We start from the raw sequence: 13991 nt of genomic DNA, 5'->3' as shown, positions 1-13991 counted from the left end.
CGAGGGAAGCTCTGGCGTGAGCACCGACCGGTTCGCCGACTACGGCCGCCCTCGCAAGGTCGACGGGGGTCTGCGGGCGCGCAGCGCCCGGGGCGCGATCGGCCGGTCCTGGTGGTCCCGGCGTTTCCTGGAGGTGCTGGAGTCGTTCGCGCTCGGCACCCGGTTGACCCGCGGCCGTTCGTACGCGCGGGCCGGTCAGGTGCTCTCGCTCGACATCACACCCGGGCTGGTCAGCGCGGTGGTGCAGGGCTCCCGGCCGCAGCCGTACCAGGTGTCCATCGCGCTGCGGCCGTTCCCGGCGGCGCTCTGGTCCCGGATCGAGGAGGAGTTGGCCGGGCAGGCGTTCTTCAGCGCCCGGCTGCTCGCCGGGGACCTCCCCGACGAGCTGGAGGAGCTGTTCGTCGCCGCCGGCGCGCCGCTCTTCCCGGCCGCCGTGGACGAGCTGACCCAGCGGTGCAACTGCCCCGACTTCGCGGTGCCGTGCAAGCACCTCGCGGCGACGTTCTACCTGCTGGCCGAGGCCTTCGACGCGGACCCGTTCGAGCTGCTGCACTGGCGCGGACGGTCCCGCGCCGAGCTGCTCGCCGAGCTGCGCGCCCGTCGGGTGCAGGCCACCGGCGCCGTCCCACAGCCCCAGCCGGTCCTCGCGGTGTCCGAACCGGACACCGACCAGTCGACAGTGGACGTCCCGGCCCCGGTCGGCGCGGCCCGCGCGCTCGCCGGGCTGTCGACGACGCCGCTACCGGATGCGGCAGACCGGTTCTGGCTGCCGCCGGTGCCGTTGCCCGATCGGCCGCCGCGACTGGCGACCGGTCCCGACCTGCTGCTACGCCAGCTCGGGGCGCCAGCCCCGGCCATCGGCGGGCCGGGACTGCTCGAACGGCTACGCCGCGCGTACCGGGCGTTCGGCCCGGGCGAGCGGTGAGCCGTCACGTCCAGCGGCGGCGGAACCGCCACATGATCGCGGCGTTGACCACGAGCACCACCGCGCAGATCGCACCGGTCATCCGACCGGCGAACACGGCGATCGCCGGCAGCGACGCCCACAGCACGATGGTCAACAACATCAGATAGCGGCCCCTGCGGGCCCGGACCCGGTGGTCCAGCCGGGCGAAGAAGGCCGGGTCACTCTCCCGGAGCTGACGGGTGATCTGGTCGAACCTGCGCTGATCCTCTTTGCTGAGCATGGCGCTGCCTTCCCCTCACGCGTTCAGCGGTTCGGCGGCATACCCGCTGCGGTGGCGGCTCACGCTCGACCGCCGCTGCTACTTTTCCTCCACGTGAGGGCACCTCATGTACGGCTTATCTGAACCTTAAGTTTGTCTGTGGTGGCGAACGGCGCGGAAAGTGTCGCGTACTGCCGTGTGGTCCGTTCCGTGCCCGGCTGCCGCGCGTACGCCCTGCTGGGGAGGTCCGCGCCGGTGCCCGGTCAGACATTGGTCGCCGACGTCGTACTGAGCGCTGTCTTAAGTGCCCTCACGGGGGTGATCGGCCCACCTTGAAGGCACATGGGGCCTTGGTTACCTTGCCGTAGCAACCCCCTCAGGCAACAGTCGCCGCACCTGCCGCACCTGTCCGGTCGCAGCTTCCGGCGCTCATCAGAAATCGGGATTGGTACATGGCCGACCAGAATGTGCCACCACGTCGACCGCGGGACGACCGCGGTTGGGACGGACGCCAGCACCACAACGCGGACGGTTACGGCGACCCCAACACGCCCGCGCCCTACGGGTACGACTCGCCCCACCCCTACCAGGGCGGCTACCCGGCGCAGGCCGACCCGCGCGAGCAGTACGGCGAGGCTTACCCGCCCGCCGGGCACCCCGCCCCCGCCCCGCGCGGGCCGCAGTGGGTCGGCCCGGAAGGGCTCGGACGCCCGGCCCCGGCGCGGCCCGCCGGCAGCGGACTGCCCACCCTGGACGATGACGACGAGCCGGGCCGCAAGGTCGGCCGGCGCAAGGCCATGGTGGCTCTCGGCGGCACCGCCGCCGTCGTCGCCGGTGGCGCGGCGCTCGCCATGACCCCGCAGATCCGCGGCCTCTTCGGTGACGAGGCGGCGGCCGGTGACGCCACCGGCAGCACGGTGACCGACGGCACCGCGGCGCGGCCCAGTGGCCAGCAGCCCAGCACGGTGCGTACCTACACCGAGCAGAACGAAAGCTACATGGGCTCCCGGGCCGGCGAGGCGCTGAAGAAGAACGCGCCGGCCGGTGGACGGAGCTTCTCCGGGCCGGCCGCCGCCGCCGCGGCGACCCAGGTGACAGTGAAGACGGTGCTGGCCAAGGACCCGATCCTGCACCTGGCCCGGCGGACCACCTTCGGGCCGACGCCCGCGGTGATCGCCGACATCAAGAACCAGGGCATCGACGCCTGGATCCGCACCCAGATGGACCCGGAGAAGATCGCGCCGAGCAAGGCCGAGCTGAAGCTCGCCGAGCTGCCGACCCAGAAGCTCAACGTGCAGCAGTTGCGCGCCCAGCGGGACCAGCTCAACGAGCAGGGCGCCCAGCCGGAACGGGAGATGATCGACGCCACCATCGCCCGGCAGATCTGGTCGAAGCGCCAGCTGTTCGAGGTGATGGTCGACTTCTGGAACGACTTCCTGCACGTCGCCGCCGACTTCGACGGTGGCGAGGTGTACCGCAACTCGTTCGACCAGGACGTGGTGCGCAAGCACGCGCTGGGCAGCTACCCGGAGATGCTGGTCGCCGCGAACAAGCACCCCGCGCTGCTGATCTACCTGAACCAGAAGGACTCCCGCAAGGACGCGATCAACGAGAACCTCGCCCGGGAGAACCTCGAGCTCTACTCCGTGGGCGTCGACGGCGGCTACAAGGAGCCGGACGTGCGCCAGGCGGCCATGCTCCAGACCGGCCGCGGCATCGACAAGGACGGCAAGTACGTCTTCAAGCCCGAGCAGCACTACGTCGGCAAGGTGAAGATCCTCGGCTTCACCCACGCGAACAACTCGACGGACCCGAAGAAGGCCGACGCGGCGATCGACGCGTACATCACGTACATCGCGCTGCACCCGTCGACCGCGAAGTACGTCGCGCAGAGCCTGGCGACCCGCTTCGTCTCGGACACCCCGCCGAAGTCCCTGGTGGACCGGCTGGCCAAGATCTACATCACCAACAACGGCCTGATCAAGCCCGTGCTGATGGCGATGTTCTGCTCCTCCGAGTTCTGGGCCGGCGTGGGCCAGAAGGTGCGCCGGCCGATGGAGTACCTGGTCGCCACGTACCGCACCCTGGGCGTCTCGCCGGACGCGTCGCCGAAGCACAACAACGGTGACAGCAAGCGCACCCCGTACGCCCGCGGCCTGCGGCAGATCCACGACAAGCTGCGCGAGCTGGGTCACTACCCGATGGGTCATCCCACCCCGGACGGCTACCCGGACGTCTACGTCGCCTGGACGTCGGCCGGCACCATGGTCAACGGCTGGAACGAGGCGGGCGAGGTCCTCGCCGGCTACCGCACCACCTTCACGTACACGGCGCCGGAGAAGCTGGTCGCCAAGCCGCCGGCCACCGCCGGGGCGTACGTGGACGCGCTCTCCCAGCGGCTGGTGGGTCAGAAGCTGAGCACGCGGGAAAAGAATCTGATCCTCGGCGTGGCCGGCGTGCCGGCGACCGCCAAGGTCGACGCCACGTTCAACGGGGCCATCACCGCCGTCGCGCGGGCGATCCTCGCTTCCCCCCAGCACCACCTCCGGTGAGGCACCCGATGGAGAAGACTGTGTACAACTCTTTCCCCCTGCACCCCGAATGCCCCGACGTGCGCCGGCTGGCCGACAACCCGGCCGAGGCGTTGCTGCGCGCGGAGGCGGACATCGTCGCCGCCGAGAACGCCGCGGAGCTCGACCGCTACCGCACGCTGGAGAACCTGGAGGAGGCCCAGCAGGACGGTCGTGGCGTCACCCGGCGTACCTTCGTCGCCGGTGCCGCGGCCACCGCCACCGCCCTGGCCACCGCCCAGTTCGTCACCACATCGGCGTCGTTCGCGGCGACCAAGACGGGCACCCTGATCCACGTCTTCCTCTACGGCGGGCTGGACGGGCTGAGCCTGATCGCACCGGACAACGACCCGGTGCTCGCCAAGGCCCGCCCCGACCTGCTGCTCGGCAACGATTCGCTGGCCCTGGGCCGCGGCTTCAAGCTGACCAGCGCGTTCAAGCCGTTGGAGAAGTGGCTCGGCGCCGGCCAGTTGGGCTTCATCCCGGCGGTCTCGGACGAGCGGCTGTCGCGCAGCCACTTCCAGGCCGCGGACGCCTGCAACCTGGGCGGGCTGCCCAACGAGACCGGCGGTCGCGGTTGGCTGGACGGTCTGGTCGACAACCTGGGCAAGGGCACCGCGTTCCGCAGCGTCGGCATCGGCAGCACCCTGCCCCGCTCGCTGGTCGGCAACAACGGCGCGATCTCGCTGAACAGCATCGGATCGTTGCGGCTCAACGGTGACGAGCGGTTCCGGGCCGCCACCGAGAAGGCCATCAAGGGGCTGTTCACCGGGATCAACCACCCGGTCGAGGAAGCCGTGCAGGAGGGCATGGGCGCGCTGGCCACCGCCCAGAAGCTCGCCGCCAAGCCGTACCAGCCCGTCGAGGGCGTCACGTACGAGGGCGTCGGCAACGCGTTCAAGCAGCTCGCCCAGCTGATCAAGGGCGGCGCCAACGTCCGGGTCGCCACCGTCGGCATGGGTGGCTACGACACCCACGAGAACCAGGGCACCAGTGCGGGCGGCCAACTGCACCGCCGGTTGAACGACCTGGCCAGTGCCATGGCCGCGTTCTTCACCGACCTCGGCCCGCAGGCCGCCGACGTGACGATCATGGTGTCCAGCGAGTTCGGCCGTCGGGTCGGCTCCAACACCGGCGGCACCGACCACGGGCACGGCGGGGTTGTCACAGTGCTCTCCGGCAAGAAGCTGGCCGGCTCGCTGCTCGGCACCTGGAACGGCCTGGACAAGCTGGATTCCGGTGACGTGCCGGAGTACAACAACATGTTCAACGTCTACGGCGCTGTGGCTCAGGGCCGGTTCGGGCTCACGAACGCGGAGGTCGAGAAGGTCTTCCCCCGCCAGAAGTACGCCCCGATGAAGCTGTACGCGTGACGTACCCGCACACCCACGCCGCCGGCCGTCGTACCGGGACCTCGTCCCGGCACGGCGGCCGGTCGGCTGCGCCCGTACCCCCGCAGATCCCGGACCGGCGCGGACCCGGCGGCCGGCGGCTGCTGGGCGTGCTGCTCCTGGTCGGCCTGGTCGCCAGCGTGCTGCCGTGGTGGCTGGGCACGTCCGCCGGCTCGTTGAAGACCACCGCGGCGACCGTCACGGCGGCGGGTCGGATCTCCGGTCTGATCGCCGGTTACCTGCTGCTGGTGCAGGTGCTGATGATGAGCCGACTGCCGGTGCTGGAACGGTGGATCGGCGGCGAGCAGACGGCCCGCTGGCACCGGGACATCGGTGCCACCCTGCTGGTCACCGTGCTGGCGCACGTGTCGCTGATCCTCGTCGGCTACGCCGACCTGCGTAAGCAGTCGGTCTTCGCCGAGGTCGGCACGTTGCTCGGCGAGTACGAGGACATGGTCTCGGCGTTCGTCGCCGCCGGCATCATGATGCTGGTCGGGTTCAGCAGCATCCGGGCGATCCGGCGGGCGTTGCCCTACGAGATGTGGCACCTGCTGCACCTGTCCAGCTATCTGGTGCTGCTGCTCGGCTTCGGCCACCAGTTCACCCACGGCGCGCAGCTGTACCGGCCCGGCCCGGTGCGCACCGGCTGGATCGCGCTCTACCTGCTGGTGGTCGCCGCCCTGCTCTGGGGTCGCGTGATCGCGCCGCTGGCGTTCAACCTGCGCTACAAGCTGCGGGTCGCCGACGTGGTCGCCGAGAGCCCGGACACCATTTCCGTCTACCTCACCGGGGAGCGGCTCGGCCGGCTGGCGATGCTCGGCGGCCAGCACTTCCGGTGGCGGTTCCTCACCCGGGGCTGCTGGTGGCAGTCGCACCCGTTCTCCGTCTCGGCCGCCACCAACGGCCGCTGGCTGCGGGTCACCGTCAAGGTGGTCGGCACCCACACCGCCGACCTGCGCGACCTGGAGCCGGGCACCCGGGTCTGGGCCGAAGGTCCGTCGGGCACCTTCACCGCCGCGCACCGGGTCCGCGAACGGGCCCTGCTGATCGCCGGCGGCAGCGGTATCACCCCCATCCGGGCGATGCTGGAGGAGTTGCCCCCGGGTGCGGCCCTGATCTACCGCGCGAGTACCCCGGCGGACGTGCTGCTCAGCCGTGAGCTGGACTGGCTGGCCCAGGAGCGCGATACCTCCGTCTGGTACGTCATCGGCTCCCGCGACGACCCCGGCCCCCGTCAGTTGATGAGCCCGGACGGGTTGCGTCAGCTGGTGCCCGACGTGGCCCGGCGCGACGTCTACCTGTGCGGGCCACCCGGGCTGGTGGAACAGTCGGTGCGCGCACTGCGCCGAGCCGGCGTGCCCCGACGGCAGATCCACCTGGCCACGTTCGAGTTGTAGGAGAGGCATCCCATGCGTCGCGCGTTCCTCGCGATCACCGGTCTGGCCGCCAGCACCACCGCGCTGGTGGTGTTCAAGGGCTCGACGAGCGCCACCCCGGTCGCCCAGAACCTGCCGACCGCCCAGCCGGTCAACCCCGCCGGGCCAGGCACCGATCCGAGCGCCGCCCCGGACGCACCGGGTGCCGACCCGGCGGGCGTAGCGCCGACGTCATCAGCCAGCGCGGGGCCGTCGACGTCGCCCAAACCCGGCAAGACCACCGCCCGCCCGTCTGCCACCAAGACGACGAAGGCCCCCAGCGCTCCGCGGACCACCACCAAGGCGCCCCAGTCGACCACCCGCCGGGTCACCGGCGCCGGCTTCGACGCGAAGGACGGCAGCGAGAACTACGGGTACGTGCAGGTGCAGATCGTGGTCTCCGGTAACCGGATCGTCGAGGCCGTCGCACTGTCGCTGCCCACCGGGGGTGAGTCCGACATCCACAGCGGCGACGTCAGCAACCGCTACGACGGCACCGGCGGCGAGGTGGTGCAGAAGCAGAGCGCCAACCTCAACACCGTCTCCGGCGCCACCGAGACCAGCAACGCCTACAAGCAGTCCCTGCGGTCCGCCATCGAGCAGGCATTCTGACGTGCCGGCCGCGCTGACCCGACCCGGGCTGTGCCGGGTCGAACAGATCATGGGTACGGCGATCACCCTGGATCTCGCCGACGACCTGCCACCGGCGACCCTCCGCGAGCTGGCGGACCAGGTCTTCGCCTGGATGCGTGAGGTGGACGCCCGGTTCAGCACCTACAAGCCGGACAGCGAGGTGTGCCGCTTCGACCGGGGTGAGGTGCTGCTCTCCGAGGCGTCCGCGGATCTGCGGTTCGTGCTGGAGGCCTGCGCCGACCTGTGGGGCGCCACCGACGGGTTCTTCGACGCGTACGCCACTGGGCGGCTCGACCCGTCCGGCTTCGTCAAGGGCTGGGCGGCCCAGGTCGCCTCGGATCGCCTGCTCGCCGCCGGTGCCGGGAACCACTGCGTGAACGCCGGCGGTGACGTGCGCGTACGCGGTCTCTCGCCGTCGGGGGAGCCCTGGCGGATCGGCATCCGGCACCCGTGGGACGCGATGTCGACCTGCCTGGTGCTCACCGGGACCGACCTGGCCGTGGCCACGTCCGGCGTCTACGAGAGGGGCCGGCACGTGCTGGACCCGCGTCGGGGCGCGCCGGCCAGCGGGTTGCGCTCGGTGACAGTGGTCGGCACCGACCTGGGGGTGGCCGACGCGTACGCCACCGCTGCCCTGGCCATGGGGACCACCGGTCTGGGCTGGCTGGACCGTCTGGACGACGACCACACCCACGCCGTCGTCACCGACGACGGCCGCCAGTACTACTCCGCCGCCATCCCGCTGACCGACTAGACGCGGGCCCTAGCGGACCGGGCGGTGGGTGCCGGCCGGGCGGGACCCGGTGGGGCGTGGGCGGCCGGGGCGCGATCCGGACGGTCGGGTGCCGGCCCAGCGGTGTCGTGGGTGGTTGCGCCGGGGCGGCTCGGTGCCGCCGGGATGAGAGGCTCTGTCGTCCGTGGACATCGTTCCCCCGTTCGTGGCGCGCGTTCGCGCCGTCCCCCTGTCAACGAGGACCGGCGCTCCGGCGACGCTGTCGGGCACCGGATGGAATCGTCGACCCGGCCTGTTTCACATGCCTCGTCGGGGCAGGGGCAGGTGACCGGGGAGCAGGTCGGGGGTGAGCGTCACCCCGGTGGCACGCAGCGCCCCGATCAACGTGTTCTGCACGAGGTACGAATCCGGGAGTTGCCAGCGGGCCTGCTCGGGGGCGACCGCCCAGCGCACAGCGCCCTCGGGCAGCCGGGTCGGCGGCGCGGGGATCCACGAGCCGGGGCCGTGCCGGACCACGTGGAAGCAGTGCTCCAGCTCCGGTCGGAGCGGGTCGCCGGGGCGGACCAGGAACATCCACCGCCCGGTGGGAGTGACCAGCACCGGCCCGCGTACGCCGGTGCCGGCGGGGTGGATCTGCACCGCGTCGAGCACGTGCCGGCCGAGGTGGGCGGGCACCTCCAGCACGTCGAAGGCCCGGCCGGTGGGCAGCAGCACCCCGTGCGGGCGGCTGCGCCACCAGGTCGCCACCCGGGCCGGGTCGGCGCTGGCGGCCAGCTCCCAGTTCTCCAGGGCGGGGTGGCAGCCCACTGTGGGACAGCCGGCCCGGCCGCAGACGAAGCGACTGCGGGCCAGGCAGGCACCCGGGGTCACCTCCCAGCCGTGTGCGGCGTACCGCATGGCGACCCGGCGCAGCCGGACCCGTTCCAGCGGCGACAGTTCGGCCACGCGCGGTGCGACATTTCCCCACATGTGTGCCATCTCCCCTCTTCTGGCCCGGCGGTCGCCAGGTCGCATGTCGAGCACCGTCACTGCCGTAACCCACGATCGTTGAGGTTGACGAACGGCTCGTGCAACTTGCACGAAAAGTACGAGGACTGGCTGTACGGCTGACGTACATCGTGTGCGACCAGCGAAAACCTGAAAGTGAACGACAGTCGCCGCACCCGCGGACATCGCCTCGACTCAATGGGTCCTGGGCGGCAGGGGAGGATGGGCAGATGGACGAGCTACCCATAGGACGGCGAGTGGCGTACTGGCGGGGGCGACGCAAGATGTCGCAGCAGGTCTTCGCCGACCGGCTCGGCAAGTCCAAGAGCTGGGTGGACAAGGTCGAACGCGGCGTCCGTCGACTGGACAAGTTCTCCGTCCTGTACGAGATCGCCGACATCCTCCAGGTGGACGTCCAACTGCTCATGGGCAAGGACCCGGAGCGGCGCACCGACGCGCTGAACTGCATCGACCAGATTGAGGTGCAGGAGATCCGGGCGGCGCTGGAACGCTACGACTCGATGAGCGCCTACTTCGACGCGGCGCCCTCCTGCCCGCCGCCGCTGGACGACATGCGCAAGGCCGTCAACCACGCGTGGCTCACCTACCAGTACGGCCGCTACGGGATGCTCACCCGGGCGCTGCCCAAGCTGCTGCGCGACGCACAGGCGGCCGACGCCGCGTACGGCGGTGAGCGGGCCCCCGAGGCGGCCCACCTGCTCGGGCAGGTCTACCAGATCGCCTCGTCGGTGCTGCGCAAGCTCGGCGAGTGTGAGCTGGCCTGGCTGGCCGCCGACCGGTCGATGGCGGTGGCCCAGCGGGCCAACGACCCGCTGCTGGCAGGGATCGCCACCACCCGCGTGTGCGCCGCCCTGGTCGCGATGGGCCGGGCTCGTCCCGCGCTGGAGTTGAACGTCCAGATCGCCAACCGGCTGGCACCGGGCGGCAGCAACGAGGTCTCCCCGGCCCGGCTGTCCGTCTACGGGATGCTGCTGCTCCAGGGTGCGATGGCCGCCTCCCGCATCGGTGACACGGCCAGCGTCGACGACCTGATCAACTGCGCGCAGGAGGCCGCCATCCTGCTCGGCGGCGACCACAACCACTACTGGACGTCGTTCGGCCCGACGAATGTCGAGCTGCACCGGGCCGCCGCCGCTGTGGAGCTGGGCGACGGCGGTCGGGCCGTGGAGGTGCACCAGCTGCGCATCGCCGAGCCCTCCTTCAACGCGCTGCTGCCCGAACGTCGCGCCCACCACCTGCTCGACATCGCCCGCGGGTACGCCCAGATCGGCGACGTGGCGAACGCCGGCGAGATGCTGCTGCTCGGTGATCGACTCGCTCCGTCCGAGATCCGTTGCCGTCCGATCGCGCACGAGGTGATGTCGGACATCCTGCGTCGCACACGTGGTGCGCCGCCTTCTCCGGTAGCGGAGTTGGCTGAGCACATGGGAGTAGGGGTATGAGCGCGGAGCCGGCTTGATGGCCGGCCCACCGTGCACCAGCGGGCACCGCGAGGTGCTCTACGTCATCGCCTGCGGTTCGCCGTTGGCACGGCACGTCGGCCGTCTGGTCGACCTTGCCCAGCAGGATGGTTGGGACGTCTGCGTGGTCACCACGCCGGACGGCGCGAAGTTCGTCGACCAGTCGGCACTGGTTCGGCAGACCGGCCACCCGGTGCGGACGCACTACAAGAATCCCGGTGACCCGGACGTGCTGCCGCCCGCCGACGCCATGATCGTCTGCCCGGCCACCGTCAACACGGTCAACAAGTGGGCGGCCGGGATCACCGACACCCTCGCGCTCGGGCTGCTGATCGAGGCGCAGGGCAAGGGCGTCCCCATCGTGGCGGTGCCCTACACCAATGCGGCGATGGCCTCCCACCCGGCATTTCGGGCCGGGGTGGCCCGGCTGGCCGAGTGGGGTGTCACGGTGCTCTTCGGTGATCACGTGATCGCCCTGCACCCGCCGGGAACTGGGGAGCAGCACCTGCCCGCCTTCCCGTGGACGAAGCCGCTGGCCGCGCTGCGCGCCGTCTCGGTGACCGCCGCCTAGCGCTCCCGGCAGGGCTCCCACTCGGCGCGGCCGGGCCGGGCGTCGCCGCCCCACGGTCCCCGCGCCGGTAAGCTGGGCCGCCGTGAGCACAAGCGGATCCGCGCCGACGGTGACCGACGTCGTGGCCGAGCTGGAACGGCGCTTTCCGCCGGTCTGGGCCGAAGAGTGGGACCGGGTGGGCCTGGTGCTCGGTGAGCCGTCCGCCCCGGTGCGCCGGGTGCTCTGCGTCGTCGACGTGGTGCCCGAGACGGTCGCCGAGGCGCTGGCCGCCGACGCCGACATGATCATCGCGCATCACCCCCTGCTGCTGCGCGGGGTCTCGTCGGTCGCCCCGACGACCTTCAAGGGGCGGATCATCCACCAGCTGATCCGGGCCGGGGTGGCGCTGTACGCGGCGCATACCAACGCCGACGTCGCCTCCCCGGGCGTCTCGGACGCCCTCGCTGCCCGGTTCGGGCTGACCGGGCTGCGCCCGCTGCTGCGGTCCGCGCCCGGCTCGCCCGCCCACGGCGACGATCGGGGCTTCGGGCGGATCGGCGAGCTGCCCCACCCGATGAACCTCGCCGAGCTGACCCGGCACGCCGCCGCCGTGCTTCCCGTCACGTCCTGGGGAGTTCGCGCCGCGGGGGATCCCGGGCGTATGGTTCGTACCCTCGCCGTCAGCGGCGGGTCGGGGGACAGCTTCCTCGGCGCCGCGACCGCCGCCGGGGTGGACGCCTTCCTCACCGCCGACCTGCGGCACCACCCGGCCGGCGAGCACCTCGCCGCCGATGGTCCCGCCCTGATCGACGCCGCCCACTGGGCGACCGAACGACCGTGGCTGGACGACCTGGCCGCCCTCCTCCGGGAGGCGCTGGGCGTCGAGACGCTGGTGTCCGACCTGGACACCGACCCGTGGACCGTGCACGCCGCCGCACCCGTTGTGGACGACAAGGAGCCCGACCGTGAAGGCTGACCCTCAGGTGCAGCGCCGCCTGCTCGACCTCCAGGCGATCGACACCAACCTCGCCCAGCTCGCCCACCGCCGGCGGACGCTGCCCGAGCGGGCCGAGCTGGAGTCGCTGGCCCGGGAGTTGTCGTCGCTGGAGGACGAGCGGGTCCGCGCCCAGGTGGCGGTCGACGACCTCGACCGGGACATCGCCCGGTTGGAGAAGGACGTCGAGCAGGTCCGGGTCCGTAAGGAGAAGGACGAGAACCGGCTGGCCGCCGGCACCGGTCCGGCCCGGGAGCTTGAGGCCCTCCAGCACGAGCTGGTCTCGCTGAACCGGCGCCAGGGTGACCTGGAGGACGCCGAGCTGGAGCTGATGGAGCAGCGGGAAACCGCGCAGGGCGTACTGGACGGCGTGGAGCAGCGGCTGGCCGACACCCGCGACAAGCGGGCCGCCACCGAGCAGCGCCGCGACGAGGCGATGGCCGAGATCGCGAAGGAGGAGGAGTTCAAGCGCGGGGCCCGTCAGCCACTCGCCGCTGACCTCCCGAGCGACCTGGTCAACCTCTACGACAAGATCCGCGCGGACACCGGGCTGGGTGCCGCCCTGCTCACCGCGGGTCGCTGCGGCGGGTGCCGGTTGGATCTCTCCGGTGCCGACCTGGCCCGGATCCGCAAGGCCGCTCCGGACGACGTGGTCCGCTGCGAGGACTGCCGGCGGATCATGGTCCGCACCAACGAGTCGGGTCTGTAGGTCGTGGCACCGCGGGTGGTCAGCGTCGAGGCCGACGGCGGGTCCCGGGGCAATCCCGGCCCCGCCGGCTACGGCGCGGTGGTGCGTGACGCGGAGACCGGCGAGGTGCTCGCCGAGCGCTCCGAGTCGCTCGGCACGGCGACCAACAACGTCGCCGAGTACCAGGGGCTGATCGCCGGGCTGACCGCCGCTGCCGAGCTGGGCGCCGCCGAGGTGGACGTCCGGATGGACTCCAAGCTGGTGGTCGAGCAGATGTGCGGCCGGTGGCAGATCAAGCACCCCGGCCTGCGACCCCTCGCCGCCAAGGCGGCCGGGCTGGTGGGCCGCTTCGCCGCGGTCCGGTTCGCCTGGATCCCCCGAGAGCAGAACCGGCATGCCGACGCGCTCGCCAACGCCGCCATGGACGCCGCCGCCGGCCGACCCCCGTCGGCCCCGAAGACGGGCCAACCGCCGGCGACGCCCGCGACCGGCAGTGACCCGGCCACAGCGCCGGCGTCCTGGGAGCCCCGGCCGAGCTTCACGGCCACCCGGCTCATCCTGGTCCGGCACGGCGAGACCGAGTACACCGAGCAGCGGCGCTACTCCGGCCGCGGCGACGTGCCGCTCTCCGAGAAGGGCCGCGCCCAGGTGCGCGCCACCGGCGCCCGGGTGGCCGAGCTGGCCCCGTCCGTCGGGGCCGTGCTCAGCTCACCGCTGTCCCGGTGTACGGCCACCGCGGCGTCGATCGCCGAAGCGCTCGGCGGCGACGTGCCGGTGCGCACCGAGGACGACCTGATCGAGTGCGACTTCGGCCAGTGGGAGGGTCGCACCTTCACCGAGGTCCGCGAGCGGTGGCCGGGGGAGATGGACGCCTGGCTCGCCTCACCCCGGATCGCCCCGCCGGGCGGGGAGTCGTTCACCCACGTCGCCGAACGCGCGCACCGCGTCGTCACCGGGCTGCTCACCGCGTACCCCGGGGAGACCGTGGTGGTCGTCTCGCACGTCTCGCCGATCAAGCTGATGCTGCGCGACGCGCTCGCCGCCGGCGACGGGTTCCTGCACCGGCTCTTCCTGGACGCGGCCGGCATCTCGGTGCTCGACATGTGGCCCGACGGCGGCGTCGCCGTCCGTACGGTCAACGACACCGCCCACCTCGCGAAGATCGATTAGTTCCCATCTGTCGGGAGGGTTTCGGGTCGAGGGCCCGAACCTGTGGGGAACCTGTTGACAGTGGATGGACCCCGCTTCAAGATCGGTTCCTGCGAAGCGTTCATCTGACGAAGCGGGGTCACATCGACCTCCTGCGCGTCGCCAGCGCGGCCTGTCGACGCTCCCTCTGACGCCGGGTTCCTCCCTCCCTCGCACGCTGCAGGCGTTTCCCAT

At 71.7% G+C, this 13991-nt stretch carries 14 protein-coding genes; 12 read left to right on the top strand and 2 right to left on the bottom strand.

From position 1 onward, the window contains the following. Positions 1 to 16 precede the first annotated feature (16 nt). Positions 17 to 925: an SWIM zinc finger family protein gene (locus FBZ33_RS23155; protein ID WP_185755385.1), complete on the top strand. Its 909-nt coding sequence runs from the start codon at positions 17 to 19 to the stop codon at positions 923 to 925. A 4-nt stretch (positions 926 to 929) separates the two neighbouring features. Here FBZ33_RS23155 and FBZ33_RS23150 read toward each other — a convergent pair whose 3' ends face one another. Further along, positions 930 to 1187 (bottom strand): DUF3040 domain-containing protein, encoded by a 258-nt coding sequence (locus FBZ33_RS23150; protein ID WP_088949542.1) that lies wholly within the window; start codon positions 1185 to 1187, stop codon positions 930 to 932. Positions 1188 to 1618: 431 nt separating this feature from the next. On the opposite strand from FBZ33_RS23150, the gene FBZ33_RS23145 reads away from it, so the two are divergent. The 5 genes from FBZ33_RS23145 to FBZ33_RS23125 are packed head-to-tail and all read left to right on the top strand — an operon-like array spanning position 1619 to position 7929. Continuing rightward, entirely contained in the window at positions 1619 to 3718 is a 2100-nt protein-coding gene (locus FBZ33_RS23145) for a DUF1800 domain-containing protein (RefSeq protein WP_141910649.1), read from the top strand. An 8-nt stretch (positions 3719 to 3726) separates the two neighbouring features. Next, positions 3727 to 5109 (top strand): DUF1501 domain-containing protein, encoded by a 1383-nt coding sequence (locus FBZ33_RS23140; protein WP_088949540.1) that lies wholly within the window; start codon positions 3727 to 3729, stop codon positions 5107 to 5109. After that, entirely contained in the window at positions 5106 to 6524 is a 1419-nt protein-coding gene (locus tag FBZ33_RS23135; RefSeq protein WP_141910648.1) for a ferric reductase-like transmembrane domain-containing protein, read from the top strand. Before FBZ33_RS23140 ends, FBZ33_RS23135 begins: the two co-directional genes overlap by 4 nt. 12 nt (positions 6525 to 6536) lie before the next feature. Next, the gene (locus FBZ33_RS23130) at positions 6537 to 7154 is read left to right on the top strand and encodes an FMN-binding protein (RefSeq protein ID WP_141910647.1); all 618 of its coding nucleotides are present in this window, start codon (positions 6537 to 6539) and stop codon (positions 7152 to 7154) included. Between the two features lie 49 nt (positions 7155 to 7203). Beyond that, on the top strand, positions 7204 to 7929 hold the full coding sequence (locus tag FBZ33_RS23125; RefSeq protein WP_141912891.1) for an FAD:protein FMN transferase: 726 nt from the start codon (positions 7204 to 7206) through the stop codon (positions 7927 to 7929). A gap of 276 nt (positions 7930 to 8205) precedes the next feature. Here FBZ33_RS23125 and FBZ33_RS23120 read toward each other — a convergent pair whose 3' ends face one another. Beyond that, positions 8206 to 8877, bottom strand: coding sequence for a bifunctional DNA primase/polymerase (locus tag FBZ33_RS23120; RefSeq protein ID WP_141912889.1), 672 nt, complete (start codon positions 8875 to 8877; stop codon positions 8206 to 8208). A 248-nt stretch (positions 8878 to 9125) separates the two neighbouring features. Here FBZ33_RS23120 and FBZ33_RS23115 point away from each other — a divergent pair, with 248 nt between their 5' ends. The 6 genes from FBZ33_RS23115 to FBZ33_RS33800 all read left to right on the top strand — a co-directional run bounded on the left by FBZ33_RS23115 (position 9126) and on the right by FBZ33_RS33800 (position 13948). Next, positions 9126 to 10358 carry a helix-turn-helix domain-containing protein gene (locus tag FBZ33_RS23115; protein ID WP_141910646.1) on the top strand — a complete coding sequence of 411 codons (1233 nt, stop codon included), beginning with the start codon at positions 9126 to 9128 and terminating at the stop codon, positions 10356 to 10358. A 16-nt stretch (positions 10359 to 10374) separates the two neighbouring features. Next, a complete protein-coding gene (locus FBZ33_RS23110) occupies positions 10375 to 10947 on the top strand; it encodes a flavoprotein (protein WP_141910645.1) in 573 nt (190 codons plus the stop codon). 82 nt (positions 10948 to 11029) lie between these two features. After that, positions 11030 to 11902, top strand: coding sequence for a Nif3-like dinuclear metal center hexameric protein (locus FBZ33_RS23105; protein ID WP_141910644.1), 873 nt, complete (start codon positions 11030 to 11032; stop codon positions 11900 to 11902). After that, positions 11892 to 12629, top strand: coding sequence for a zinc ribbon domain-containing protein (locus FBZ33_RS23100; protein ID WP_099856270.1), 738 nt, complete (start codon positions 11892 to 11894; stop codon positions 12627 to 12629). Before FBZ33_RS23105 ends, FBZ33_RS23100 begins: the two co-directional genes overlap by 11 nt. A 3-nt stretch (positions 12630 to 12632) precedes the next feature. After that, positions 12633 to 13778: a bifunctional RNase H/acid phosphatase gene (locus tag FBZ33_RS23095; protein WP_141910643.1), complete on the top strand. Its 1146-nt coding sequence runs from the start codon at positions 12633 to 12635 to the stop codon at positions 13776 to 13778. Further along, positions 13712 to 13948: a putative leader peptide gene (locus FBZ33_RS33800; RefSeq protein ID WP_370453039.1), complete on the top strand. Its 237-nt coding sequence runs from the start codon at positions 13712 to 13714 to the stop codon at positions 13946 to 13948. Before FBZ33_RS23095 ends, FBZ33_RS33800 begins: the two co-directional genes overlap by 67 nt. Positions 13949 to 13991 lie beyond the last annotated feature (43 nt).

The sequence above is a fragment of the Micromonospora sp. A202 genome (genome assembly GCF_006715105.1).
Classification (GTDB): Bacteria; Actinomycetota; Actinomycetes; order Mycobacteriales; family Micromonosporaceae; genus Micromonospora; species Micromonospora zamorensis.
This window is presented reverse-complemented; position numbering and strand designations above follow the sequence as displayed.

What these genes read in the sequence shown, in the direction of transcription:
- FBZ33_RS23150 (WP_088949542.1), bottom strand. Translation starts at nt 1,187, where the DNA reads ATGCTCAGCAAAGAGGATCAGCGCAGGTTCGACCAGATCACCCGTCAG.
- FBZ33_RS23145 (WP_141910649.1), top strand. Translation starts at nt 1,619, where the DNA reads ATGGCCGACCAGAATGTGCCACCACGTCGACCGCGGGACGACCGCGGT.
- FBZ33_RS23140 (WP_088949540.1), top strand. Translation starts at nt 3,727, where the DNA reads ATGGAGAAGACTGTGTACAACTCTTTCCCCCTGCACCCCGAATGCCCC.
- FBZ33_RS23130 (WP_141910647.1), top strand. Translation starts at nt 6,537, where the DNA reads ATGCGTCGCGCGTTCCTCGCGATCACCGGTCTGGCCGCCAGCACCACC.
- FBZ33_RS23125 (WP_141912891.1), top strand. Translation starts at nt 7,204, where the DNA reads ATGGGTACGGCGATCACCCTGGATCTCGCCGACGACCTGCCACCGGCG.
- FBZ33_RS23120 (WP_141912889.1), bottom strand. Translation starts at nt 8,877, where the DNA reads ATGTGGGGAAATGTCGCACCGCGCGTGGCCGAACTGTCGCCGCTGGAA.
- FBZ33_RS23115 (WP_141910646.1), top strand. Translation starts at nt 9,126, where the DNA reads ATGGACGAGCTACCCATAGGACGGCGAGTGGCGTACTGGCGGGGGCGA.
- FBZ33_RS23110 (WP_141910645.1), top strand. Translation starts at nt 10,375, where the DNA reads ATGGCCGGCCCACCGTGCACCAGCGGGCACCGCGAGGTGCTCTACGTC.